The 25950-nt window shown below is 70.4% G+C and carries 15 protein-coding genes; 5 read left to right on the top strand and 10 right to left on the bottom strand.

Translation table 11 applies throughout. The annotated features are described in order from the left end of the window. Positions 1-54: 54 nt before the first annotated feature. The 4 genes from HED23_RS09390 to HED23_RS09375 all read right to left on the bottom strand — a co-directional run bounded on the left by HED23_RS09390 (position 55) and on the right by HED23_RS09375 (position 12103). Positions 55-1158: a Gfo/Idh/MocA family oxidoreductase gene (locus HED23_RS09390; protein ID WP_203182947.1), complete on the bottom strand. Its 1104-nt coding sequence runs from the start codon at positions 1156-1158 to the stop codon at positions 55-57. Beyond that, complete coding sequence (locus HED23_RS09385) at positions 1155-5504, bottom strand: non-ribosomal peptide synthetase (protein ID WP_203182946.1); 4350 nt, start codon at positions 5502-5504, stop codon at positions 1155-1157. Before HED23_RS09385 ends, HED23_RS09390 begins: the two co-directional genes overlap by 4 nt. After that, positions 5501-10078, bottom strand: coding sequence for a non-ribosomal peptide synthetase (locus HED23_RS09380; RefSeq protein WP_203182945.1), 4578 nt, complete (start codon positions 10076-10078; stop codon positions 5501-5503). The genes HED23_RS09385 and HED23_RS09380 overlap by 4 nt, the downstream gene beginning before the upstream one ends. Before the next feature lie 237 nt (positions 10079-10315). Continuing rightward, positions 10316-12103: a non-ribosomal peptide synthetase gene (locus tag HED23_RS09375; RefSeq protein ID WP_238441887.1), complete on the bottom strand. Its 1788-nt coding sequence runs from the start codon at positions 12101-12103 to the stop codon at positions 10316-10318. Between the two features lie 445 nt (positions 12104-12548). Between HED23_RS09375 and HED23_RS09370 the strand changes: the two genes are divergently transcribed. Next, a complete protein-coding gene (locus HED23_RS09370; RefSeq protein ID WP_203182944.1) occupies positions 12549-13268 on the top strand; it encodes a tryptophan 2,3-dioxygenase family protein in 720 nt (239 codons plus the stop codon). A gap of 509 nt (positions 13269-13777) precedes the next feature. Here HED23_RS09370 and HED23_RS09365 read toward each other — a convergent pair. Then, the gene (locus HED23_RS09365) at positions 13778-14278 is read right to left on the bottom strand and encodes a winged helix-turn-helix domain-containing protein (protein WP_203182943.1); all 501 of its coding nucleotides are present in this window, start codon (positions 14276-14278) and stop codon (positions 13778-13780) included. A gap of 187 nt (positions 14279-14465) precedes the next feature. Then, complete coding sequence (locus HED23_RS09360) at positions 14466-14693, bottom strand: MbtH family protein (RefSeq protein WP_203182942.1); 228 nt, start codon at positions 14691-14693, stop codon at positions 14466-14468. Positions 14694-15913: 1220 nt separating this feature from the next. On the opposite strand from HED23_RS09360, the gene HED23_RS09355 reads away from it, so the two are divergent. Next, positions 15914-17125, top strand: coding sequence for a cytochrome P450 (locus HED23_RS09355; protein ID WP_203182941.1), 1212 nt, complete (start codon positions 15914-15916; stop codon positions 17123-17125). A 130-nt stretch (positions 17126-17255) separates the two neighbouring features. Continuing rightward, positions 17256-18824: a flavin-containing monooxygenase gene (locus HED23_RS09350; RefSeq protein WP_203182940.1), complete on the top strand. Its 1569-nt coding sequence runs from the start codon at positions 17256-17258 to the stop codon at positions 18822-18824. Positions 18825-18964: 140 nt separating this feature from the next. Here the strand turns inward: HED23_RS09350 and HED23_RS09345 are convergent, their stop codons facing one another. From HED23_RS09345 to HED23_RS09330, 4 genes are all read right to left on the bottom strand, one after another. Further along, positions 18965-19813 (bottom strand): SAM-dependent methyltransferase, encoded by an 849-nt coding sequence (locus HED23_RS09345; protein ID WP_203182939.1) that lies wholly within the window; start codon positions 19811-19813, stop codon positions 18965-18967. A 41-nt stretch (positions 19814-19854) separates the two neighbouring features. Next, positions 19855-21108 (bottom strand): FAD-dependent monooxygenase, encoded by a 1254-nt coding sequence (locus HED23_RS09340; RefSeq protein ID WP_203182938.1) that lies wholly within the window; start codon positions 21106-21108, stop codon positions 19855-19857. A 25-nt stretch (positions 21109-21133) separates the two neighbouring features. Next, on the bottom strand, positions 21134-22234 hold the full coding sequence (locus HED23_RS09335; protein WP_203182937.1) for a monodechloroaminopyrrolnitrin synthase PrnB family protein: 1101 nt from the start codon (positions 22232-22234) through the stop codon (positions 21134-21136). Between the two features lie 273 nt (positions 22235-22507). After that, positions 22508-24133, bottom strand: a complete 1626-nt coding sequence (locus tag HED23_RS09330; RefSeq protein ID WP_203182936.1) for a (2,3-dihydroxybenzoyl)adenylate synthase — start codon at positions 24131-24133, stop codon at positions 22508-22510. A gap of 276 nt (positions 24134-24409) precedes the next feature. Here HED23_RS09330 and HED23_RS09325 point away from each other — a divergent pair, with 276 nt between their 5' ends. Further along, positions 24410-25177: a thioesterase II family protein gene (locus HED23_RS09325; protein ID WP_203182935.1), complete on the top strand. Its 768-nt coding sequence runs from the start codon at positions 24410-24412 to the stop codon at positions 25175-25177. Next, a complete protein-coding gene (locus HED23_RS09320; protein WP_203182934.1) occupies positions 25174-25920 on the top strand; it encodes an SDR family NAD(P)-dependent oxidoreductase in 747 nt (248 codons plus the stop codon). Before HED23_RS09325 ends, HED23_RS09320 begins: the two co-directional genes overlap by 4 nt. Positions 25921-25950: the final 30 nt, after the last annotated feature.

Genomic DNA, 25950 nt, shown 5'->3' with positions numbered 1-25950 from the left:
CCGGTGGTGCGCGCCCACCGGACGGGGGCCGCCGCGCGGGGCGCACCACGGCCGTCAGAGGAGCGTCCGGCCGGCGAGATCGGCGGCCGTCAGCGGGGCTCCTGATTCCGGCTCGGCGACCTCGGGGTATCCCAAGGCCTCGGTCAGCTCCTTCCAGGTACGGGCGACGGCCAGATGGCGCTGGCTGCCGTGCAACGGGTCCACCCCCGCGTCGACGCGCTCCCGCAGCCCCTCCAGGGCGGCCAGCACCCCGTCTCCCCACACCTCGTGCATGGCCGTGGCCCAGGTGGGTGTCCCGGCCCCGCCGACGTACTCACCGGTGACGCCGAGGCCGTGCGGCCACCGCTCCTCCGCTTCCGACGGGCCCGGGAGGAACTGCCCCGCCGAGTCCGAGGGCATGTGCAGCACCGGGCTCCAGATCACGGGGCCGTGGGTGTTGGCAAGCATCAGGTTGCCCGCGTCCGTGCCGATGGTGATCCGGTGCAGGAGCAGGCTCGTGCTGTCGTCCCCCGCCTGCATCCGGTTCTCCACGCGCAGCGTCAGCGGGACACCCGCGATCTGCCCTTCCATACCGGTCAGGGGCCGGCCGGCGCCGCCTGCCGTCGGCGACACCGACCAGGGCCCCAGCCCGTCGAAGACTCCGGACAGGATGTCGAGGAGGTCGAACGAGACCTGCACCGCGCACATGGCGTCGACGAACACCGGTCTGCGCAGCCGGACCAGCTGCCGGGCGGCCGAGATGAACCGCCGTACGGGTTCGAGATGCGGGTAGAAGGTGTTCACCTGGTACTGGACCCCGGCCCGGCGCGCCACCCGCAGGCAGTCCGCCAGTTCGGCCGGGTGGAGCGGATGTTCCTGCAGTACGTGGATCCCGCGTTCGAGCAGGGCCTGGGCCAGCTCCGCGCCCCGCCCGCCGCCTACCGCGGTGGACACCACGACACAGGCCGCGTCGACGTCGTCGGGGAGTTGCTCGACCTTGTCGTACAGCGGGACGCCGTACTCCTCGGCGAGGGCCACGGAGCGTGCGCTGCCCCGCGCCAGGATGCCGGCCGGCCGGAAACGACCGGGCGAGGCGCGGGCGAGGGCGGAGAGATACACCTGGCCGAAACGCGTGCCGCACACGACGATCCGCATCGGGTCCGACGGTGCGCGGCTCATCGGCGGTTCGCCTCGCTCCCCGTGATCGCGTCCGTGGTCAGGGCCACGTGCGGTGGCCGCAGACAGCTGAAGTGGTCGCCCGGGACGTCGACGACCGTCAGGTCGCCCAGGCACACGTCGCGCCAGAAACGGGTCGTGTCGTCCCGCAGGCCGGGGATCAGGTGCGCGGGCTCGACCGGCCGGACGAAGGTGATGTCGCCCGCGTACGGATGCGGTTCGTGACGCGCCACCGCCTCGACGGTCCGTGCGAAGGCGGTGTGCGCCGCGGTGAACTGCTCGGGGCCGCGCCCTGCCGGGTCGAGACCCGCGAGGGCCCGGTGCAGTTCCGCCCGCCGTCCGGCGGTCTCCAGCTGCCCGAGGGCACGGAACCGTCCGGCGACCGGTTCCAGCCGTCCGTCGCCGACGAGACGCCCGATGGAGCCCTGCTCCGAGGCCCCGGGTGAGCCGGCCGGCGCGGTTGCGAGGGCATGGCCCACCGCCGCCTCGTCGGGCCAGCCGAGAGCCGCCGGGTCGGCGCCCATCAGCCGGGTGAAGGCGTAGTCCACCATGAGTTCGTCCCGCAGGAGATGCGGAACGCGGTAGCCGGACACGATGGTCAGACGCCGCACGGTCCCGTTCGCCTCGCTCAGGGCGCGGGCCAGCTCCAGCGCTATCGGGCCGCCCAGGCAGTAGCCGATGATCTCGACGTCGTCGTGTCCGGCGGCCCGCACCTCGCGGGCGTAGCCCACGGCGAGTTCCTCGACGAGGTCCGCGGCGTCGGCGTCGAGGAGGCGTTGCGTGTCGGGCAGGGCGATCCCCACAACCCGTGCGTCCTTCGCGAGTTCGGCGACGAGCGCCTCGTAAGGCGCCAGGGTCCCCGAGCCGTCGTGCACGAGCAGCCGCACGGGCCCGCGCTCCCCGGCCAGAGGGACCAGTGGCGAATGCCGCGCCGCCGCCTCAGGGACCCGGGCCCCGGCCGGCGCGGCCGCGGACCGGAGCCGCTGGGCCAGGCCGGCGACCGTGGGCGTGTCCAGCAGAGCCCGCAGCAGCACGTCGAAGGTGATCTGCGCGGCCTCCGGCACGCGTTCGCGCACCTGCCCGACGAACTGTGCCGCCAGCAGCGAGTTGCCGCCCGCGTCGAAGAACTCAGCTTCACGGGAAGGAAGTTCACCGCCGAGTGTCTCGGCCCACAGCTCCGCGATCCGTTGCTCGGCTCCCGGCCGTGGAGGCTCGGAGCTCCCGCCCCGCGGCGCTCCGGGCACCGGGGCCGAGGCCAGCAGCCGCTTGCGGTCGACCTTTCCGTTCGGTGTCAGCGGCAGCGTCTCGACGATCCGGACCCGCGCGGGGACCATGTGCGACGGCAGCCTTCCGGCCACCCACGCGACGAGATCGGCGCCCTCGACGGACCCCGGGCTCTGCTGCGGGATCACGAACGCGACGAGTGCCCGCTCGAACGCGTCGCTGCCCGCCGCCAGCACCACACAGGTGCCCACCTCCGGGTGTTCGCCGAGCGCCGCCTCGATCTCACCGAGCTCTATCCGGTGTCCGCGGATCTTGACCTGCTGGTCCGCGCGGCCCGAGAACTCGATCTCGCCGTTCGGCAGGTAGCGGCCGAGGTCGCCGGTGCGGTAGAGCGGCTCCGCGGTCTCCGGGTGCCGGACGAAGCACTCGGCGGTCCGTTCCGGGTCGCCGAGGTAGCCCGCCGCCAGCCCGTCGCCTGCTATGTACAGTTCGCCGACGACCAGGTCGGGGCAGTCACGCAGCGCGGCGTCGAGCACGTGGAATCGCTGGTTCGCCAACGGTGTTCCGTACGGGATGCTGCGCCAGTGCGGCTCGACGGCCCCGATGCGGTGGTGGATCGACCAGATCGCCGCCTCCGTCGCTCCGCCCAGGCCGACCAGCTCGGTGTGGGGCACGTGCCGTCCCGCGTGGCCCGGCAGGGACAGCGGGATCCAGTCCCCCGACAGCAGCGCGAGCCGCAGGGCGGGTAGTGCGGCCGGTTCGACGTCCAGGTAGTGCATCAGCATCTGCAGCTGCGCGGGAACCGAGTTCCACAGCGTCACACCGTGCTCGGCCGCCGTCGCGGCCCAGTGCGAGGGGTCGCCCCGGCGGGCGGGGTCCGGCAGCACCAGGACGGCCCCGACGGCCGGCGGGCCGAACAGGTCGTAGACGGACAGGTCGAAGCTGAGCGCCGCCAGGCCCAGGATCCGGTCGGTGTCGCCGACTCGGAAGCGCTCGTTGATGTCGTGCACCGTGTTGGCGGCGGCCCGGTGACTGATCATCACCCCCTTGGGCGCGCCGGTGGAACCAGAGGTGTGCATGACGTACGCGAGTTCCCGGGGGGCGACCGGGGGCCCTTCGAGGACGCCGTCCGGGGGAACCGGCCGGACGCCCGCCACTTCCACGGTCCGGACACCGGCCGGCGGCTCGCCGGCCCCGGGGCCGGCGACGACCGCGAACCTGGTACCGCTGTCGGTGAGGATCCGGTCGCGGCGGACCCTGGGCTGGCCGAGGTCGACGGGGACGTACACGCCGCCCGCCAGGAGCACACCGAGCACTCCGACGGCCTGGTCCCGGCTCTTGTCGATGAGGACGCCGACGAAGTCACCGGGACGGCAGCCCTCTGCCCGCAGCCTTTCGGCGACCCCTGCGGCACGGCCCAGCCACTGCCCGTACGTCATCGGCCCGGCCGGGTCGATGACCGCGACCCGGTCCGGGAACGCGCGCGCGTAGGCGACCAGCGGATCGTGCAGCAGGCCGGCCGGCGCGGGGGCCTCCGTCGCGTTCGCCGCGTTCCGCCGCGTCCGCTGCTGTTCCGGCAGCGGCTGCGGATCGGCCTCGGCCCACGGCTCCCCGTGCTCGGCCAGCCGGTGCAGAAGCCCCTCGAACGCGGCGAACATGTCGTCCACCACACCGTCGGGGAAGATCCCCTCACGTACGTCCCAGTTCATGTCCAGGCCGCCGTACTGGTCGCCCACCTGGCAGTCGATCCACACCTGCGGTGTCTGGCTGATCCCGTGGACCGGCCGTGGCTTCCTGCCCGCCTCCGACACCGCGCCGCCGCCGACACCGATGCTGCCGGTGAACACCACCGGCAGCGCGGCGGCCTCGCGGCCCCGGCGCCTGGTGAGTTCTCGCAGCACTTCGACACCGCTGTACAGCCGGTGGTCGAGGTCGTCGAAGACCCGCTCGCCCAGCGCGCGGGCCCGTTCGACGAAGCTGGTCCCGCCCTCGCATCCGACGGCGAGCAGGCTCAGCGAGGTGAAGTCGCCCAGCAGCCGGTCCACCTGCGGATGCAGCGGCATCCGGTTGAGGACGGGCAGCCCGAGGCAGAACCGGTCGACGCCGCTCCAGCGGCCGATCGTCTCCGCGTACGCGGCGAGCACCGCGTTGGCAGGCGTGATGCCGTGCTCGGCTGCCCGCGCCTTCAGCGACCGCCACACACGGTCGTCCAGTGTCGCCGTCAGACGGCGGAAGCGCGGCGGCGTCGTCGCCGGATCGTGGTCCTCGCGCAGCGGCAGCACCGGCGCACCGGGCAGCTCGTCGAGACGGTCCGTCCAGTAGGCGCGGTCGCGCGCGTACTGTCCGGTGTCGCGCAGCCTGCGCTCGGCGAGCACGTAGTCCCGGAATGTGGCGTCCACCGGGGCCGGCTCGGAGTCCGGCTGCCGGTAGCCGCGGTCCAGTTCGGTCAGCACCTGCTGCAGGCTCAGCCAGTCCAGGGCCATGAAGTCCACCGACACGTGCAGCACACTGCGGTCGGTCGCCAGGGTCAGGCGCAGCTCGTACATCGGGCGCCCACCCGCAGGATGCACCGCGTGGGACAGCTCGTCCCGCACTCCGGCGATCGCCTTCCCGACCGTGTCCTCGGGCGCTCCACGCAGATCGGTGACGTCGATGCGGGTGTCCCGCAGCACGGGCAGGACACGCTGGGTGCCGTCCTCGGAGATGACCGTACGCAAGGTGTCGTGACGCCGTACCAGGCCGTCCCACGCCCGTTGCAGCCGCTCGGCGTCCAGGTCCGCCGGGTACTCGAACTCCTGGTAGATGTGGCAGGAGACGCCACCGTAGTCGAAGGCGGAATTGCGGCCGAACAGATAGGCCGACTGGATGTCGGTCAGCGGGAAGGGCTCCTCACGCTCCTCGGGCCGCGCCTCCCACACCGGCACGTCACCGGAGGGGGGCGTCGCTTCGGGGCTCTCCGCGATGTCGGCCACGGCGGCCAGCAGCTCCTCCTTGCGGCGGCGCAGCTCCGTCAGACGTTCGTCGGTCATCACGCCCCGGGGGGCCCTGAACCTCAGTTGCCCGCCTTCGCGCCACAGACGGACACCGGCGCTCCGCAGCTCTTCGAGCAGGTCGTTGGCGTTCACACCGCACCTTCTTCGTATTCGTCGCCGTCGTGCCGGCCGTCGGCGGGACCGAGCTGGTCGATGAGCGCGCTCAGCCCTGCGACGGTCGGTGTGCGCATGACCTCACGCATGGGCAGTTCGACACCCCACGCACCCCGCACCTCGGTGACGAAGCGCGTCGCGAGCAGGCTGTCCCCGCCGAGCCTGAAGAAGTTCTCGTCCCGGCCCACCGAGTCCAGGGCGAGCAGCTTCGTCCACCGCTCGGCGACGAACGTCTCGGTGGCGCCCCGCGGCGGATCGCCCACCTCTCGTAGCCGGTCGGCGGACTGTTCGAGAACGGCCCGTATCCGTCGCCGGTCGACCTTGCCGTTGCCGCTGAGCGGCAGCGCCGGCAGCACGGCGAAGCGGGCGGGAACCATGTGTTCGGGCAGCCGTTCCGCCGCCCATCGGCGCAACTCGTCCCCGTCGGCGCCGAGGGCCGTCCCTGGCCGGTCCGCGACCAGCAGGACCTCGCCGGTGTCCCCGGCGCGCAGCACCCGGACGTCGCTCAGTCCTGCCTCGGTGCAGGCCCGTGACCACCGGTCACGCCCGTACAGCCAGGCGGAATCCTGCCGCCCCTCCTCGAACCTCCCGGCGCGCGCCTCCAACGGCAGCGCGGTCAGCAGCGCGAGCGGGGTGGGGTGTTCTCGTTCGAGCAGGTAGAGGCGTCCGCCCGGCGCGAGCAGCAGCGCCATGGTGGCGACAGCCACCTCCGGGTCCGGCATGCGGTGCGCCACGTTGTTCGCCACGACGGCGTCGAAGGCGTGGACGTGCTGCCCGGTTATCGCGCCGGCGCCCTGCACCGCGGTGCGCGTGTGGTGCCCCCGCTCGTTCAGCAGCTTCCCGGCCCTGTCCAGCGCAGGCGGCGAGGAACCGAGCAGTGTGTACCCGACCGAGCCCGGAGCGAGTGCGTCGAGCAGCCGCACGGTGCCGCGCCCGCCGGCGGCATCCCATTCCGCCACGGCCGGCGGGGCGGCGTCGCCCGCGCGTTGCCGCAGGTCGTCCGCGACGGCCCCGAGGCAATCGGCCGTGCCCGGCATCAGATCGTTCAGAGCCTCGGGCGCCAGCACCGGGTCGTCCAGCAGCGCGGTGGCGTCGGCGTCACCGGAAGCGATGGCCCCGAAGAGCGGACCGGCCCATTCCAGAGAGGTCGCGACCGCGTCGAGACACGTGTCCCGGGCGGCTTCGCGCACCTGCTCGATCCAGGCCGGATCCGTGACCTCCGCCCATCTGGGACCGTGCCGGTACGCCGCGTCGGCGCGGCGTACCAGCACGGAGCGTTGCGCGAGGTACTCGAGCCACAGGTCCACCACCGGGCGTTGCACGGTGCAGACGGACGAGTACCGCGCCCCGTCGCCGTCGTCACCGATCAGCGGTGCGACGACACCCGCCAGCAGCACCTCCACCAGCCGGTGCTCATGCGGATGCGGATCGGACTCCGCCGGGGCAGCTGTCACCGGCGGGAGGAACGCGCTCCCCCGCCGTCCGCCTCCGGCCGGGACCGTGGCGGCCGGGGCCCCGGCCGCAGCCGGTGGGCGCTCGACCACGGCGGCGACCAGTTCCCGGCGCCCTTCGGTGAGGGGTACGGCCACGGCCTGCGCCACCGAGGGGTGCGCCTGCAGGCAGGTCTCGATCTCCCCCAGCTCGACCCGGAAGCCGTTGATTTTCACCTGGTGATCGAGCCGTCCGAGGAACTCCAGGTTGCCGTCCGGCCGGTAGCGCCCGAGATCGCCCGTGCGGTACCAGCGCTCGCCGTCCTGCTCGGGGAAGCGTTCCGCGGTCAGCCCGGGATCACCCCGGTAGCCGAGCGCGACACCGGCACCGCCGATCCAGAGCTCACCGGCCACCCAGTCGGGACAGTCCCGGCCACGGCCGTCCACCACACGGAACTTCTGGTTCCGCAAGGGCCTTCCGTAGGGGATCGACGGCCACCCGTCCGGTACCGCCGTGACCTCGTAGGCGTTCGACCAGATCGCGGCTTCCGTGGCACCGCCGAGTGCGGTCAGCCGGCATCGGCCGCTCGACCGGGCGAGCCGGCCGGGCAGGTCGAGTCCGATCCAGTCGCCTGACAGCAGGGCCAGGCGCAATGTGCCGGGGAGGGGTTCCCCGTCGGCCGCCGTCAGCACCATGTCGAGCAGGGCCGGGACGGTGTTCCAGACCGTCACCGAATGCCGGTGGCACAGCGCCAGCCACTCGGCGGCATCGCGCCGTCCGGACTCCGGCACCAGGACGGCGGAGCCGCCGGCCGCGAGGAGCCCGAAGACGTCCCACACCGAGAGGTCGAAATCCAGGGCGGACACCGCCAGTACCCGGTCGCCGGCCCCGATACCGAACCGCTCGTTGATGTCCTCGACGGTGTTCACCGCGGCCCGGTGGCTGACTTCGACCCCCTTCGGGAGGCCCGTGGAACCCGAGGTGAAGATCACGTAGGCGGTGTCGTCGGGATCGACGGACACCGGAGCGCCCAGAGGAGGGGCGAGCAGCGCCTCGCCGATCGTCAGCACCTCGGCACCGGCGCCCGCCGGTTCCGGGGCATCGCCGCCGGCGAGCACCACCCGGGCTCCGCTGAGTCCGAGGATGCGGGCGCGCCGCTCGGCCGGCTGGTCGACACCGATCGGTACGTACGCGGCGCCCGCGGCGAGGACCCCGAGCACGGCCGCGATCTGATCGGCGCCCTTCGGGGCGGTGACGGCGACGCACGAGCCGGGGCCGACACCTCGGCGCGCCAGTGCGCCGGCGATGCGCAGGGCGCGCCGCGCCAGTTCGTCGTGTGCCGTCGCGCCCTCCTCACCCCACAGCAGGGCGGGCTGCCCGGACCTCGCGTCGGCATGCTCGAAGAACGCCGTGTGCAGAAGGTTCCGCGTCATCGTGCGGGTTTCCGCGTTGACGGCCTCACGCTGCCGCCGCTGTGCCACGGGCAGGGGTATGTCCGGCAGCGCGCCCTCCCACCCGCCGGCGAGCAGGCCATGGACCAGCGCCTCGTAGGCCGACATCATCACGTCCAGCACACCGGCCGGGAAGAGTTCCTCGACGGCGTCCCACACCAGCAGCACCCCGCCGTCGCGGGTGCGGTAGACCTGGTGGTCGAGCCAGATCTGCGGGGTCTGGGAGATCATCCACGTCGCCTCGCCGAAGCGGGCGTGGAACTCGTCCGGCACCAGCGGTGCCGACAGGTCGCAGGCGAACACGACCGGCGCCGTGCGGGGCGCGTCGAGATCCGCGCGGACGAAGTCCCGCAGTACCTCGACGCCGGAGTACGCGGAGTTGGCGATGCCTTCGTGCATCCGCTTCCGCACGGCACGGGCGCAGTCGGCGAAGCTGCCGCCGGACAGGTCGATCTCGACCAGTACCAGCCCCGTGAAGTCGGCCACGACCTGGTTGATCTGGGCGTGTGCGTCGAGGTCACGGTCGAACAGCGGGAGGTTGAGCAGGAAGCGTTCGTCCCCGCTCCACCGGCCGAGCACCATGGCGAACGCCGTGGCCAGCACCACCGAGGGTGTCAGGCCCGCCTCACCCGCCCGCCTCTCCATCAGGCGCCATTCCTCCGTCGTGAGTCCGCGGGAGCGGCGGACGAACCTCGGTACGGAGACCGCCTCGGGGTCCACCGCCAACGGCAGCTTCGGGCCTCCCGGCAGCGACGGCAGCCGCTCCTGCCAGTAGGCCCGGGCCCTCTCACGTTCCTGGCCCCGGACCGCTTCCTGCTCGGCGACGTACCCGCCGAACGTGCAGGTGATCTCCTCGAGGGCGTCGGGGTCCTCGTACAGGGCGGCCAGATCGGCGAGCAGCACACGGATGCTGGCCAGGTCGGCGGCCAGGAGATCGACGTTGAAGTGGAGCCGGTCCACCGCGCCGGGGAGCCGGCTCAGCTGTACGTCGATGACCTCGCCCCTGCCGACGTCCAGCCGACGGTGCGACAGCCGGTCACGGACAGCCGTCACCGCCGCCGCCGCCTCGTCGCGCGACAGCTCGCGGAACTCGTGCAGCGTCACGCCTGGCCACGGCGATTCCGGCATGACGCGCTGGGTCGCGTCGTCGGCGAACGACACGCGCAGCATGGGGTGCCGTTCGATCAGCGCCCGTACGGCCCGCTCCAGACGCCGGGGTTCCACCCCCTCCGCGTCGAACTCCAGGTAGGCGTGGCAGCTGACGCCGCCGAGCGGCTGGTGCTCCGAACGGCCGATCAGGTATGCCTGCTGCACCGCCGTGAGCGGGAACGGCAGGTCCGTGCGGCCTTCGTGCTCCGCTTCGGGTGACCGTGGCTGCGGTACCGGCGCGGCGACCGCCCCGGGAGCGAGCATGCCGAACCAGGCGGCCAGGCGCGGATCGTCGGACAGCTGCGAGAAGGTGGCCTTGACGCCGGCGCGACCGAGCCGGTTCGCCAGCCGCATCAACTCAAGTGACTGCAGCCCGAGTTCGAAAAGGTTGCTGTCGTCGTCCGCTGCGGTCAGCTCGATGCCCAGCAGGTCCGACACCACACCACGCAGGGCGTCCTGGTCCATTCCGGCGGGCGCGGCGACGAGCTCCCCCACACCGTGGCCGACATTCTCCGATGACATTTCCACGCTCCCTTGCACGCTATCGACTCCGCAGCGTCAGTTCCACGCCAGAGGTCAGGCATCAACGCATTTCATTACATTCCGGCCGACCCGGGGCGTGGCGTGACCTCCGCGGCCGGTGACCCCGGCACGGCCCCGGAGCGCTCACCTGGAACGAGGGGATGATCGGCTGCGCCGCGCGCCACGCCTCCGGGGCCGTCAGGACGTGCCGCTGCTCCGCCGGACGGGCGAAGCAGGTCAGGCCCGCCGGGCCCGCTCGACGGCTTCCGCCAGCTCGGCCAGGTTCTTGGCCTCGAACAACGAACGCATCGGGATCGTCACACCCAGTTCCTTGCGTATCCGGCCGGCCAGCTTCGCGGCGAGCACCGAGTGTCCGCCCAGATCGAAGAAGTTGTCCTGCGGGTCCGCCTCGCTGATCTTCAGCGTCTCCCTCACCATTCCGCACAGGATCCGCTCGCAGGATTCCTCCTCGCCCGCGTCACCCTCACCGGACGGGGCCGGCGTCGCCGCCTCGTGCCTGCCGGCAGTGGTGCGCGACGCCAGCTCGGCGAGCGCCTTGCGGTCGACCTTTCCGTTCAGCAGCGTCGGGAACCGGTCGAGCAGGACGATGGCGGAAGGCACCATGTGTTCGGGAAGCGCACGGCGCGCGTACTCACGCAGCTCCGCCTCGGAGACGTCGTGGCGCGCCGAAGTCCTGACGTAGGCGACGATGTACTCGGTGGAGACGTCCTCGCCGCCGACGGCCGCGACGACGATCTCCGCGGCCGGGTGGCTCTCCAGCCGCGCCTCGATCTCCCCTAGTTCCACACGGAAGCCACGGACCTTCACCTGGTTGTCGATGCGGCCCGTGAAGTAGAGCTCGCCGTCGGCGTACCGGCCCCGGTCGCCCGACCGGTACATCCTGCTTCCGGGCGGGCCGTACGGATCGGCGACGAACCGGGAGGCGGTCAGGCCCGGACGGTTCAGGTAGCCACGGGCCACCCCGGTTCCCGCGAGGAACAACTCGCCCTCGCTGCCGTCCCGGAGGTCGCGTAGGTTCTCGTCGAGCACGTACACCGCGCCGCCGTCCCACGGCGATCCGACGGTCACCTCCTCCTGCACGCCCTCGACCGGTCCACCGATCGACGCGCCGACAGTCACCTCCGTCGGACCGTAGGCGTTGAAGAGGCGTCTGCCCTTGGACCACTCCTCGGCCAGGGACCTGGTGCAGACGTCGCCCGTCGAGGTGATCGTGCCGTCGGCCAGCAGCCCCTCGCTGTCGGTGATGCCCAGCGCCACCGGCGGCAGGACGGCGTGGTTCACGTCGTACTTCTGCATGGTCTCGCGCAGCGACTCCCCCGGCAGCAGGTCGTGTTGCTCCGCCATCACGAGTGTCGCGCCGTGCATCAGCGCCAGCGTGAAGTCCCAGAACCAGGCGTCGAAGCTGAAGGACGCCCACTGAAGTACGCGGTCGCCGGGGCCGGTCCCGTACAGCCTCGCCTGGGTGGAGACCAGGTCCGTCACTCCGGCGTGGCTGACCGCGACCCCCTTGGGGACACCGGTCGAGCCGGAGGTGTAGATGACGTACATCAGATGGCCCGGAGTCAGCGGCGCCCCGCGCTCGTCCGCGGTGACGTCGTCACTGCGCTCCTGCGCGCACCTGGCCTCGAAGGAGGGGTCGTCGAGCACCACCTCCGGAACGTCCAGGTGCGGTGAGGTGACACTCTCCGTCCGCAGCAACAGGAGCGGGCGCGCGTCCACGACCATGTGAGCCAGCCGCTCGGCCGGATAGCTCGGGTCCAGCGGCAGATACGCGCCGCCCGCCTTCAGCACGGCGAGCACCGCGACTATCAGCCGGTCCGATCGCGGTACCGCGACCGCGACCAGGGAGTCCGGTCCCACGCCGGCCGCGACCAGCCGCCTGGCGAGCCGGTTCGCGCTCGCGTTCAGATCCGAGTAATCGACGACGGTCTCTCCGAAGACGACCGCCGGTTCGTCACCCGACTCGGCGACCACGGACTCGAATAGATCCGAAACGGTGTTCAACTCCGCTCCGCCTCCCACACAGAGTTCCAGCAGGGACAACGCGACATACGGCTCGCGAGCACGGCAACGCGCCGCGTTCCACCCGGGCCCCGGGCCCCGGACACCGACGCCGACGCCGATCGCCGACTCGGGGCGGACCCGCCGGGACGGCCCTCGCGCCGGGTGACGAACACCGACGATGGCACGGGGCTCCGCCGGCCGACCGGGCCGTGAAAGAACTCTTTCTCCGGAAGCTCGCCGACCGCCGGGTCACCCCATGATGGGGCGGGGCCAGGCCACACGGCTCGCTGCCCGGCCCGTTCCGCGCAGCCGCCGTACGGGTGCCCCAGGCCATGGGCGGCCGGAGGTGACTCCGCGCGCCTGGCCCTCGCCTTCTGCGCGGAACCTTCCGCGCCGACCGAGGGAGCGCACCATCTCTAGTTCGTCACGGAGAGAGGGAATCAAAGTGACCGATGGACTGAAGTATCACAACTACCTCGAACTGGATACTTTGCTGTCCCTCCAGAAGCCCCGCGCCGCCGAGTCCGCCGCGGTGAAGTCCACCGTGCTGTCGGAGCAGTTCTTCATCATCGCGCACCAGGCGAGCGAGCTGTGGCTGAGACAGGTGATCGACGATCTGGAGGCCGTCATCGATGTGTTCACGACGACCGACGACACATCGCAGGCGGAATGGATCGTGGACCTCCTGCAGCGCGCGGGGGAGCTCACCCGCGTGCTGCACAACCAGCTGACGGCCCTCGACCGGCTGCCGCTGCGTGACTTCGCCATGTTCCGGAATCTGCTCGGAACGGCGAGCGGCGCCCAGTCGCAGCAGTTCCACAGGCTGGGCCACCTCATCGGCAACGCCGAGCAGGACGGCCCGCTTTACGAATCGTTCGCCGCATGGGTGACCCGTTCGGGACACACCGTTCCCGACATCGCCCGGCGGGGCATCGACGCGGACATCTACTACCGGATCATCGAAGCACTGCTCGACATAGGCAACGGCTACTGGCGCTGGCAGGTGAGCCACATCAGCCTGATCACGAAGGTGATGGGCAACCACGCGGGGACGGGCGGCACCACGGGTGTGAACTACCTGGTGAGTCGCTGCACCCTCCCTTTCGCGGAGCTACGCGAGCTGCGCAGTGAGGCACACGTCGGCCTCAGCGTCGCGACGTCGTGACGGTGGCCGCCGAACGGCCGACGGTGTACGCGACCGTCGGATCGCCGGGTGGCCGAGCACGGCACCCGGGGGCGGCGCCGAGGGTTCGCGCTCGCATTGCCCTACCGGAGCCCCCAGGGCGGTGGGGGCGGCGGTGATGCCTGCCCTCGTCGTACCGCCGGCCGGTTCCACGCCGCCCCGCGGTGGCGCCGGGTCGGTTGGAGGGCCCGATGCCCTGAGGTGTGGGCGGGTCGGACGGAGGGCCCGACGCCCTGAGGTGCGGGCCGGGTCGGACGGAGGGCCCGACGCCCTGAGGTACGGGCCAGGCCGGATGGAGGTCTCCCGATGTCCTGTGGTGCGGGCCGGGCCCGACAGAACCGCCGCTCGGGCGGCTACGGCCGGCAGGACGGCCACCCGTTACGGGCCGGGACCGTACTCGATCGCTCGACCGGCACCGCTTCGCCCGCCGGCGCGCCCCGTCCGCCGGCACCTGCCCGTCCTCCGCCTGTCCGCTGACGACCGGACGGAGCTCAGACGGGCTCGAGGACGAAGCCACGGCCCCAGACGTTCCGTACCGCGAGGCCGACGAGCTGCAGTCGTCGGCGTAGCCGCATCACGTGCAGGTCCAGTGCGTTGCTGGACGAGCTTGAACCGGATCGTTCGAGGATCTCCCGCAATTCCGCCCGGTATGTTATCTGCCCGTATCTGGACACCAGCGGCGCCAACATCTCACACTGCGTCAGGGAAAGCGTGACGGAGGATTCCTTGAAGTACAGGATTCCTGCCGGGTCCAGGACGGGTTTCGACTTCAGGACGGCCCGGTCGGCCAGCTGGCGCAACCTCGCCTGGAGGTCCTCCTGAACGATGGGAGGGCGCACCCAGTCCTCGTAGAGACCCAGTTGCTCCGGAGGAGGAGCACCGTGCTCGACCACCAGCAGACAGAGATGCCCCCGGGCCTTGCATTGTTCGCGGATACTTCTTTCCGCGGGCCAGCGAACGAATTTGACCCGGTCCTTCACATCCACCTTCACGGGTGGTCCCCCAAGCAACCTAGTTCCGTCGGAATCGAGAAGCAGGACCCTCAAGCGCAGCGGTCCGACCGGGCCGTCGGCATGCCGTACGCCCGGCACACCATCAGGCGAGCGTGACCGCCTCAGCCGGCGGGTGCCTGTTCGCGCGCCCGGGCACCCGCGATGCGCGTGCCTGCTCCTGCGCTGCTCACACGGACACACCGTCGCTCGCGGCCATCCCGTCCCGCAGGCTCTTCGGACGCATGTCGGTCCAGGCCCGTTCGATGTGGTCGGTGGTCTCGGCCCGGGGCGCCGGGCCGTACACGACCCGCCAGCCGTCGGGGACGGAGACGTCCTGCGGCCAGAGCGAGTACTGCTCCTCGTCGTTGCGCAGCGCCACGTAGTCCCGGTTGTCGTCCTCGAACGGATTGGGCATGGGAACGGTCCTCTCATCGCATCGAGCCGAAATGTCATGAAACCTTTCAAACGACCCCCAGCAGATGCTCCGCGCCGGCCGCCGACCGGTGTCGAGCCGACAGCAACCCGCCAGGAGCACCGAGGCCTTGGTCCACCAGGGCGGCGACCCACCCGGGCACCGTTCTCGCCGCGCGGCCGCCCCTGGAGGACGGCGGACTCCGCGACGCGTGCCGCCGCCGTGCGCCGTCGACCGGCTCGGGCGCATGCCCGGCCGCGGGCCGGAGGGCCTCAGCAGGACCTCACCGGTCCGGCAACAGGCCGCGGGCCGGCCGGTCCGGCACGGCGGACCGCGCCACCCGCTCCCCCGGCCGCTTACCGACGACCGGGCGAAGAATCCCGGAGTCACCGATTCTCACCGGCGCCCACTTCGAACGGCTCCGGACGCTCCGGACGGTTCCGAACGGCTCCGGCAGGGAGAATTTCGGACCCCGTCGGAAATCCTGCCGGATCCCGAATTCCCCTCATCCGCCGGGATGCTGAGCGGAAATGGATTCGATGTAATTTCCTGCTTCACCCCGGGCTGCACAAGTGACGCCAGGCAGGTACAGAACGACCCGCCTCCCAGACATAGGATTTGCGCCACCGACCGGCTCTTCACATCGGAATTCCACCGCCAATAACCTCGATCAGCCTGCTGGTTGACCCCTTGAAGTGATATCGACATTAGCAGTCAGAGGTCATATCGAGACAGATTCACTCCACACCCCTGCCTGTGCGTTTTGCGTATTGACAAGCGGCCCTGGACCCTCTTCCAGGGAACGGCGGCCGCCCCGGCCAGGGCCGGCAGGGCGCCGGGACGGGGGTCCGCACCGGCGGGCAAGAGGGTTGCGGAAGGCGGCCGGAGCCGGGGCGTCGTCACCTGACCGATCTGGACAGGCGTCCTGGCGGAGAGGGCTGCCGGGGGCGTTCGGGCCGCTCCGACGTCGTTGCGGGGGAGCCGAGTCGGGCGGAGTGTGGCCACCCAGGAGCGTTGCCCGAGAGCGGCCCGGCCCGCTGTACCGGCCCTCCGGGCCGGCGGCCCCCGCCCCCGTCCACGACCGGCGGAACGGGTGGCGCACGCCAGGGCGACACCCCGTCGGTGAAGCTTGTCCGGCCCCCGCTGGTTCCCGTTCGGCGGAACACGGAAAGGAACTGGCAAGGGTTTGGAAGCGTGTGTGGCGGACCTGTCACGATCGGCGAATGACTCAGCCCGCTCTCGGTGTTCGTTCCCTGGATCTCACCGATCCGGCCACATTTATTGAGACCGACATCCACGAGTTCTGGCGTGAGGTACGAGCCGAGCGCCCCGTCCACTGGCACGCGGCCACCGACCGGAACCCCGGTTTCTGGGTGGTTTCGCGATACGCAGACATCCAGTCGCTCTACCACGACGCAGCGCTGACCTCCGTAAAGGGAAACGTCCTCGATGTGGTCCTGCGCGGAAACGACTCCGCGGGCGGCAGCATGCTGGCGGTGACCGACGGTCCTCGCCACCGGCAATTACGCAATCTCATGTTCGGCTCCTTCACGCCCAGAGTCCTCGGCGAGGTGGTGGAGAAGGTCCGGCGTCGCACGGCCGACCTGGTGTCGAAGGTCGTCGGGCCCGGGGAGTTCGACTTCGCCGCCGAGGTCGCGGACCGGATTCCGATGAACACGATCTGCGATCTGCTGTCCATCCCGTCCGCGGACCGGAAGGACTTGCTCAAGTGGAACAAGATGGCCCTCTCCTCGGGCCACGCGGACAGTAGCGAGATCGATGCGCTCAGCGCCCGCAACGAGATCGTGCTGTATTTCATGGAACTCGCACAGGAACGGCGCGACCGCCCTGGCAATGACGTGATCAGCATGCTCGCGACGGCGGAACTCGACCACCGTCCTCTCACCGTCGAAGAGATCGCGGTCAACTGTTACAGCCTCATCCTCGGCGGCGACGAGACGTCCCGGGTGTCGGCGATCTGCGCGGTACTCGCACTGATCGAGAACCCTGGTGAATGGCACGCCCTGAAGGCGGGCGAGGTCTCGTTCGAGTCGGCGGTGGAAGAGATCGTCCGCTGGTCGACACCGGGCATCCACCTGGCTCGTACGGCCGTTCAGGACTTCGAGGTCGGCGGCCGGAAGGTACGCGAAGGCGACATCGTCACCCTCTGGAACATCTCGGCCAACAACGACGAGACGGTCTTCGACGATCCACGCCGGTTCACCCTGTCCCGCTCCCCCAACAGGCACCTCTCGTTCGGCCACGGACCCCACTACTGCTTGGGCGCCTTCCTCGGCCGGGCGGAGCTGCGCGCTCTGCTGACGTCCCTGGTGGCCGAAGTGGCGGAGATGGAGCTGCGTGGCACGCCCCGCCCCATCTACTCCAACTTCCTGACCGGTTACGACAGCCTGCCGGTGCACTTCGAAAGGCGCTGACCCGGCCTGCGGACGCGTGCGGTCCGGCGAGCGGTGGCCGGGACTCCGCTGCGGTCAGGCCGCAGCGCCTTGCCGTCGAGCCGCAGCGCAATCACATCCGAGCAAGTACTACCGAAGTCGAGAGGTAAAGATGCGAAAGAGTGTCTGTGTCATCGGTGCGGGACCGTCGGGTCTGGTTGCGGTGAAGGAGCTGCTGGACGAAGGCCACTCCGTCATTTGCTTCGAGCACGCCGCCGAGCTCGGCGGGGTGTTCCGCTCAGACGTCGGCCCCGAGGAGTCGGGCGCCTACGACTCGACGATGCTGACCATCTCCAACTACATGATGACGTTCTCCAGCTTCCCCCCTCCGGAGAACCAGGAACGGAGATTCTGGTCGGCGGGCGAGTACCGGCAGTATTTGCACGACTTCGCAGAGAAGTTCGACGTCGGCCCCACGATTCGGTACCGCACCGAGGTGCTGAGCATCTCGAAGAACGGGGACGGGGGTTACACCGTCGAGGTCGCGTCCGTGGACGAGCCCGGGGAACGGGTGGCACACCGATTCGACGCGGTGGCCATCTCCACCGGGACCCACCGGGTCCCGAATCACATCGATCTCCCCGGACAGGACGACTTCGGCGGCGAGATCACACACTCGGCCCACTACCGGAACGCGGAACCGTTCCGCGGGAAACGGGTCCTGTGCATCGGGATCGGTGAGACGGCGGCGGACGTCGTGAACGAGATCGCCCAGGTTTCGGAGGAGTGCACGCTTTCCGTGCGCCGCCATCAGCCTGTCGTGGAGCGGTATCCCGGAGGGCGTCCGCACACGAACGACGCCTACACCTCGCATCTGCTGCATTCGGTGCCTCTGGCGGCCGCCACGGCGGTCATGCGATTCGGAGTGAAGCGGAACAGGAGCCGGGGCAGGACGAAGGCCATCAGAGCGGTGGCAGAGTGGAACTCGAAGAACAAGTACTTCTTCAACCACTTCCTGACGAAGAACGAGGCGTTCATCCACAGGGTCGTCGACGGCACACTGACCGTCAACGCGTCGGGCATCGAACGCCTCGGCAAGGACTTCGTCCTGTTCAAGGACGGCCGGCGGGTGGAGATCGACACCATCGTGCTCAACACGGGGTACATCGAGGACTTCAGCATGCTGAAGGACACGAACATCCAGGACGTCCGCAGGCTGTACAAGCACATGATCCACCCGGATCTCGGTGCCGACGTGGCACTCATCGGGTGGGCGCGGCCGGCCGCCGGCGGGGTGCCCGCCTGCTCCGAGATGCAGAGCCGGTACTTCGCCCTCCTGTGCAGCGGCAAGAAGAAGCTGCCCGACCGAGTCAGGCTCCAGGGGCTGATCGAGGGCCAGGCGGCCTACGAGAACGAGGTGTTCATGGGCAACCCCGGCCTGCGGACCCTGGTCCACTACAACCACTTCATGATCGATTTCGCGAAGGTCATCGGATGCTCGCCGTGGCGTCCAGCCGTCTTCCTGAACCCGCGGCTGGTCCTCAAACTCTGGTGCGGCTCCCAGATGCCCCACATCTACCGGCTGTCCGGTCCGCACAGTGACGCGAGGACGGCACGTAGAACGATCATGAGCGTGCCGTCGGCGTTCAAGGCACCCGAGGCCCTCGCGACCCTGGCGGTCAGCCTCGGTTCGCGCGCGCTGATAGCGATGGGCCTGATGAAGGCCGATCCGACCTACTGATCGCGCCCGGGGAAGCCGAAGAGCCCCTTTCGACCCGCCGGCGGAGCGGGTCGGAGGGGGCTTTCCGCAGCCCGAGGGGCCGTCCGCCGTAGCGCGGCGGGGAGAACCGGACATCCACCGGCCGGCGTCTCGCCGGGCCTTCAGGCGAGACGCGCTCGGGCTGTCCAGTGATGGTCGTTGGGCGGGCAGAGACGTTCGGGGGGAGCCGGCAGCCATGCGCACGCCCCTGCGGAGAGCTCCCCCAGGGTGTACGCCTCCGCCTGCCAGCCGCGCAGCCCGAGGAACCCGCCGAAATCCTCCAGGCCGAGCTCGAACGCGGAACCCCGGGACCTCATGTAGGCCAGGAAACTCGCGTTGGCCGGATCCCGGTGGAAGTCGGCGTGCGGTGCGTCGACGAGCAGCATCGATCCACTGCTGGACATCTCCCTGACCTGTGCGACGAGCCGGTTGATCTCCTCGACCCGCAGGTAGGGCAGCAGTCCTTCGACGATCCAGGCGGTGGGTCTGCCCGGCTCGTGACCGGCGTCCCGCAGCCTCCCCGGCCACGTGTCACCTCGAAGGTCCTCGCCGAGGGCGACCCGCCGGCAGGTGAGGCGGTCCCTGACCGGCTCCAGCAGTGCTTCCTTGGCCTCCAGCTGGCCGGGCAGGTCGATCTCGAAGAACAGGGTGCCGGGGGGAAGCCCGAGCCGCCAGGCACGGGTGTCTCCGCCCGCCGCGAGGCAGACCACTTGCGAGATCCCCTCGGCGACTCCCCGGCCCAGCGCGAGGTCACCGAAACGGGCCCGCACTATCACGGAGCCGATGGTGCCGCCGGCGGCCAGTGCCTCTTCCGCCATCGCCCTCGACCGGGGGGTGCTCAGCAGTCCGGCACAGGGATCCACCAGGTACGGGTCCGGGCGGTCGTTCTCCATGGCCCTGATGACGGCGGTGATGAAGCTGGTCTCCTTGACGGCCCCGAGCTCGTCGCCCCGCCGCGATGCGTTCGTCACTCTGCACTCCAGGTCTTGTACCGCGTGGGCGGCCCGTGGCGTCAGCCGACGGACAGTGAGGGTCGTGAGTTGACCCAGTCCTGATCGAACTTCCCGGTCATGGCATAGGTGCGGGAGATCTCCGCCAGCTCTTCCTCGCTGAAGACGTCCCCCACCTCGTCGAAGCCGTGGGGGGCCCTCTCATGGGCCACGGTGAGTACCTTCTCCGGGCCCATGGAGCGATTGCTCTTCTGGAGCTCCGTCATCTGCGGGCGGCGTTCGTCCTCGTAGGCCTGCAAGCCGTCGCCCACCTCGGTGTGGGTGGCGAGGTTCCAGGCGAGTACCCGGGCGTCGATGACGGCCTGTGTGGCACCGTTGGATCCCGCGGGGTACATCGCGTGGGCGGCGTCACCCACGAGCGTCACGTTTCCGAACGTCCACCGGGGAAGAGGGTCCCGGTCGATCATCGGATACCGCTGTATGTGCCGTGTGCCCCCGAGGAGGCGCGACAGGTTCACTCCCGGGGGTGCCCATCCGGCGAACTGCCGCAGGATGGCGCGCCGTTGCTCAGCAACGCCCTCCGAGGGAAGCTCCGGTGCGCCGGCCTCGCCCCCGGGAAAGGCGGCCACCCAGTTCGTCAAGGACCGTCCCGTCGCCCCTTCCGTGTCTATCGGGTACAGGACCAGACGCCTTCTGTCGTCCCCCAGGACCGCCATGGATCTTCCCGTCAGGAACCGGTCCCCCCAGGCGGTCCCCCGGTACAGCGTCATACCGTTCGTCGGGGGAGGGCCCTCGGAGGGGTAGAGCGCTGCCCTCGCCGCCGAACGAATGCCGTCCGCGCAGACGAGTACGTCCGTCCCGACCGTCCGCAGGGAACCGTGCCGGTCCGCGAAGACGCCGCACGTCCCACCGTGCCCGTCCCTCAGGCCGACCAGCCGGCTGCCGGTGCTGATGGCCCCGTCGCCCAGACGGCGCCGCACCTCCGCGGCCAGGACCAGGACGAGCCGCGAACGCGATATCGAGATCTGTGGCCACAGGTAGCCCGCCGCGAGCCCGCGGTCCTCCCGCCACACCAGGTCCCCGTGCGGGTTGTACATCGCCAGTTCCCGGGTGAGGACCGACCCCTCCCGCAATGCGTCCAGCAGCCCGAGTTCGGCGAGCTCACGAACGGCGTTGGGCAGGATGTTCAGCCCGAGCCCGACCGGACGGATACGGGTATCGGCCTCGATGACGGTGACGTCGCCGAAGCCCGCCTCGTGGAGGCTGATCGCGGTGGTCAGTCCGGCTATCCCGGACCCGACAATCGTGATTCTCATCGAGCCACTTCGCTCCTGTAGGGGCTTACCGTACGGATTTCTGCCGAGCGGAGGGTGCGCCGGCCATCGAGCCGTTCTGCCTGGTGAGGGCGAGGATCTCTTCGAGCAGCCCCACGCTTCCCCCGCCACTGCCCAGTTCGTAGAGGCGGACGTCGGCCTTATACGCACGTCGTGCCATCACCAGGTGCTTGCCGCGGAACGAGGTCAGCGAGGTGAGGGCCTGCCGCAGACCCCTCGCACTGGACCGCGCGTGCTCCGCCGCGGGAGCCGAACGGGATTCGCCGAGAGCGGCGGCGACCCGGGAGGTCACGGACGGCATCGTCGTCCACTCCGCGTACCGGTCCCGCCAGTGGGGCAGCGTGTGCAGGGCGACCTCGTCGCAGAACTGCGAGTACTCGCGGCTGCCGCGGTCGGACGCCCACAGCAGTACGTCGACGAGGAAGAGGGGAACATGAGCGGCGGCCGGCCCCATGTAGGTCCGGCCCTCTATGCGGACGTCCTCGAAGAACGGTCTGAGCACACGCGCGAAGAACTCGGGTGAGACCTCCGAGATCACACTGCCCATCGCCTTGTCCGCAGCCGCTATGTGCAGTGCGAGTGAGGCCATCCTGTCGGCGTGAGCCGGACTGCACGCGTCTTCGCCCTGGAGGGAGCAGCCGGCTTCGACGGCCAGTGCCAGATCCGGCACACAGGTCCTCACCGCGTCGATCAGGCTGCGCTCCATCTGGTGCCCTGTGTAGAGCCGCTCCCGGTCACCGGCAGGGTTCCAGCACGTGTAGTGGTACACCGTGTCCCGCGGAATCATGTGCGTACGGCGCCCGAGCATTTCGAACGGTCCGACTGCCCCCGGCACCGCGTCGAAGGCGGACACCCCGTGCCTCTTGAGACTGCCGAGGTACATGCCCAGGTCGCGCATGGCGGCGAGGCACTCCGGCAGGGTGAAGCCCGCGATGCCCTCCGCCGGAGGAAGCGCCTGAGCGAGGACCTGCGCCAACGCAGCCGTGTCCGCGGCTTCGTTCATCTTCGGCAGCACTCGGAGGTCTTCGTCGAGCTCCAACGGGTCGAGGCGCCTGACCTCCTCGTTGCGTTCCTCGGACGTCACATCGACATCTGCTTCGCGGTACATGGCAACCAACTCTCTCGATGAGGATCCGCTTTCGGTTGACGCCGGGGAAGCCGGAACGGTCCCTCGTGCGGTCCCTCGTGCGGAGGACGGCCCGAGGGTCGGCCCCTGCCTTCCGGGGAGCTCACGTGACCACGGCCGCGCATCCGCCGCGTGGCCGGGACGCCCGCCCGGCAAGGACGCCCGCGTACATGTCCGTACGCGGGCGTCCTTCCGGGCGGTGTCACATCGCATGGGGTGCCGCCCGCCGGCCCGCAGGGTGTGGCGGGGCGGCCGTCAGATCACCTGGCGCTCCCGGTGCACGGCCTTCAGCGCGTTCTTGTCGATCTTGCCCACCGGGGTGCGGGGGAGGCCGGGAACGACGATCACCTCGTCCGGCAGCTTGTAGGACGCCAGCCCCCGGTCACGCATGTGTTCCCTGATCGTGCGCAGCGAGACCGGCTTCGCGGTGGGATCGGCGTCACTGCCGAGGACGACGAACACGCAGACGCGTTCGTCGAGGTCGTCGTCCGGGATGCCCACCACCGCGGTGTCCAGGACCAGGGGGTGGGTCAGCAGGTGGCCCTCCACCTCCTCGGCCGAGACCTTCTCCCCCATGTGATGGATGATGTCCTTCAGCCGGCCCTCGACGACGATGTCGCCCTTCTCCGTCATCCGGGCCAGATCACCTGTGCGGTAGAAACCGTCGTCTGTGAACGCCCGGCGGTTGTGCTCCGGGGCGGCGAAGTAACCGCGGATCGTGTACGGACCGCGGGTGAGCAGTTCGCCGGTGTCACCGGGCACGACGTCGTTGTCCTCGGCGTCGACGATCCTGATCTCGTCGTCCGGGGACACCGGTTTTCCCTCGGTGCCGAAGAGGACCTCGGGCGGATCGTCGAGGCGTGTGTGGGTGATCAGTCCCTCACCGATGCCGTACACGTTCATGATGCGGCACCCCAGACTCGAGGACACCCGCTCCGCGGCGGCCGGCCCGAACTTGGAGCTGCCCACCTGGATGGTCATGCGGCTCATGTCGACCGGTGTGGAGCGGGCGGCTTCCGCCCACAGCAGGGCCAGCGCGGGCACCAGTGTGGTGAGGGTGACGCCCTCCTGCTCGATCAGCGGGAACACCTGGTCGGGACTGGGGTTGGCGGCCAGCACCGCCTTGCCTCCCAGGAGCAGCGCACCGAGTGCTCCGGGGCAGCCGAGAGCGGCGTTGTGCGGCACGGGGTTCGCCGCGAGGTACACGCCGCTGTCGTCGAACTCCACCACCCGGGCGCATGCGGAGATGTTGTAGGCGTAGTCGTCGTGGGTCCGCGGAATCAGCTTCGGCACACCGGTGGTTCCACCCGACAACAGCAGCAGCGCCACCTCGGACGGGTCGACCGGCGGCAGTTCCCGCGCACGGGTGCGGGCGAGCTCGGACAGCGGCGTGAACTCCCCCGCCTCGCCCGCGATCACGACGTGCCGCAGGCCCGGCACGTCCCTGCGGACCTCGCGGGCCAGTGCGCGGTGGTCGAAGCCCTGAAAGCGGTCGGGGCCGACGTACGCCACCGCACCGGACGACCGCGCCAGGTGGAGGATCTCGTCCCGGCGATGTCCGGGCAGCGCCAGTACCGGTATCGCCCCGATCGTGAACAGGGCCACCACGGTGGACAGGAAGCTGATCCTGTTCGGCAGGTGCACCACCACCCGGTCACGTCCGCCGACGCCGAGGTCGAGCAGGCCGGCCGCGATCCGGTCGGCCTCCCCGAGCAGCTCCTGATAGCTGACCCGGCTCGTCGCGTCCACGGCGGCGGTCTTGTGCGGATGGTGTCCGGCGCTGTCGTCCAGGAGCTGCCGCAGTGAGCGGCCGCGCCAGTGACCGGCTCGGCGGTAACGATCGGCGAAGTCGGTTGGCCAGGGCACGAACCCGTCCAGCATGTGTCCTCCTACAGAGCTGTCCCGTCATACCTGGTGGATCAGCGCGCGGCGTCGAATGCGGTGTGTCGCAAGGCGGAGGGCGTCCGCATACGGGAGGTACGCGGCGGACACGGCGGGGTGCCGTGGCCGTCGTCGTGCGCCCGCCGGGTACGACGGGGGCGGCCCTTGGGGTGCGACACCTTCAGGTTCGGGCAAGAACCGGGGGGCGGCGTCCGGCCCGACAGAGCTTTGACAGATTGCCGTGGGCAGGCGTGCGGTTCGGTGAAGCTCGGTTGTGTGAATCGCCTACGAACGCCTGCCCGGGAATGGCTGCGGGCCCTCGGTGACGTGGAGAGCCCGGCCGGCAGGCTGGTCTGCTTTCCCTTCTCCGGTGGTTCGGCGGCCGCATACCGCGCCTGGACGTCGTCGATGCCCGTGGACACCCAACTGCTCGCCGTGCAGTACCCGGGGCACGCCGACCGGTTCGCCGAAGAACCCGCCGGCAGCGTCGCCGAGATCGGCGCACACGTCGCCGCGGAACTGTTGCGGCTCGGCCCGGAACCCTGCGCCCTGTTCGGGCACAGTCTGGGTGCGCTGGTCGCGTACGAGACCGCGAGAGCGCTGCAGGAGAACGGCAGGCCCCCCGCCTGTCTGTTCGTGTCGGGCGCACCGGCGCCGTGGCAGGCCGGCGGCGGGACCACGCACCTGGCCGGCGACGAGGAACTGTGGAGTGCCGTGCGGGATCTCGGCGGGATCGACCCCGAGCTCGCGGACGACGCGGAGATCCGGGATCTGCTGCTGCCGGTCATGCGGTCCGACATCGCACTGAACGAGACCTACCGGCCCGCGCCGGACCCCGAACCGCTGCGCTGCCGGGTCCGCGGCTACTACAACACCGGGGATCCGCTGGTGGACGGCGCCCGGATCGGCGCCTGGGCCGCGGTGGGAGCAGGCCCGTTCAGCGTGCGGTCCTGGCCGGGCGGCCACTTCCGGTTCCTCTCGGACCCCGCCGAACTCATCGGCGACATCGCCGGAATGCTCTCGGAGAGCGAGGTTCCAGGATGACTCTTGCCGGAAAGTCGGTCGTGGTGACCGGCGCGGCCACCGGTATCGGCCGGGGGATCACGGAATGCCTGCTGAAGGCCGGCGCCTGCGTGACAGCGGTCGGACGCCGCGAGGAACCGCTGCGGGACCTGGTGGACCGGTACGGTGACGCCGTCGTGGCCGTGGCCCAGGACATCTGCGTGCCCGGGGCCGCCGAACAGGTCGTCGCGGCGGCGACCGGTGGCTTCGGCAGCCTGGACGCGGTGGTGAACAACGCCGGTCTGGCCCGGTTCGGCCGGCTCGACGCGATCGACCCCGCCCTCTTCGACGAGATGTTCGCGGTCAATGTCCGGGCTCCGGCCGAACTGATCCGGTGCGCACTGCCGCAGCTGCGGGCCTGCCGGGGCAGCGCTGTCAACGTCTCGTCGGTCGGCGGTGTGCTGTCCATGCCCGGGCGCGCCTTCTACGGCGCGACCAAGGCGGCCCTCAACAGCCTCACCCGCTCGCTGGCGAGGGAACTCGCCCCGGACGTAAGGGTGAACGCCGTTATGCCCGGTCCGGTGGACACCCCCATGTGGGACGAGACCGGCCTGGACGGGGCGGGCACCCAGCAGATGCGCGTCGACCTCCTCGCGTCGACCCCGATGGGCCGGTTCGGCGAGGGCGCGGACATCGGCAGGTGGGTCTGCACGCTGCTCGACCCGGAACTGTCGGGCTGGGTGACCGGAGCGCTGATACCCGTCGACGGCGGGCGTACGGCGTGACGCGCCCTTCCGACTCTGAAGAAAATCAAC

The sequence above is a fragment of the Streptomyces pratensis genome (assembly GCF_016804005.1).
In the GTDB taxonomy this organism is placed as follows: Bacteria; Actinomycetota; Actinomycetes; order Streptomycetales; family Streptomycetaceae; genus Streptomyces; species Streptomyces pratensis_A.
This window is presented reverse-complemented; position numbering and strand designations above follow the sequence as displayed.

What these genes read in the sequence shown, in the direction of transcription:
- HED23_RS09335 (WP_203182937.1), bottom strand. Translation starts at nt 22,234, where the DNA reads ATGTACCGCGAAGCAGATGTCGATGTGACGTCCGAGGAACGCAACGAG.
- HED23_RS09355 (WP_203182941.1), top strand. Translation starts at nt 15,914, where the DNA reads ATGACTCAGCCCGCTCTCGGTGTTCGTTCCCTGGATCTCACCGATCCG.
- HED23_RS09380 (WP_203182945.1), bottom strand. Translation starts at nt 10,078, where the DNA reads ATGTCATCGGAGAATGTCGGCCACGGTGTGGGGGAGCTCGTCGCCGCG.
- HED23_RS09350 (WP_203182940.1), top strand. Translation starts at nt 17,256, where the DNA reads ATGCGAAAGAGTGTCTGTGTCATCGGTGCGGGACCGTCGGGTCTGGTT.
- HED23_RS09390 (WP_203182947.1), bottom strand. Translation starts at nt 1,158, where the DNA reads ATGAGCCGCGCACCGTCGGACCCGATGCGGATCGTCGTGTGCGGCACG.
- HED23_RS09330 (WP_203182936.1), bottom strand. Translation starts at nt 24,133, where the DNA reads ATGCTGGACGGGTTCGTGCCCTGGCCAACCGACTTCGCCGATCGTTAC.
- HED23_RS09320 (WP_203182934.1), top strand. Translation starts at nt 25,174, where the DNA reads ATGACTCTTGCCGGAAAGTCGGTCGTGGTGACCGGCGCGGCCACCGGT.
- HED23_RS09340 (WP_203182938.1), bottom strand. Translation starts at nt 21,108, where the DNA reads ATGAGAATCACGATTGTCGGGTCCGGGATAGCCGGACTGACCACCGCG.
- HED23_RS09360 (WP_203182942.1), bottom strand. Translation starts at nt 14,693, where the DNA reads ATGCCCAATCCGTTCGAGGACGACAACCGGGACTACGTGGCGCTGCGC.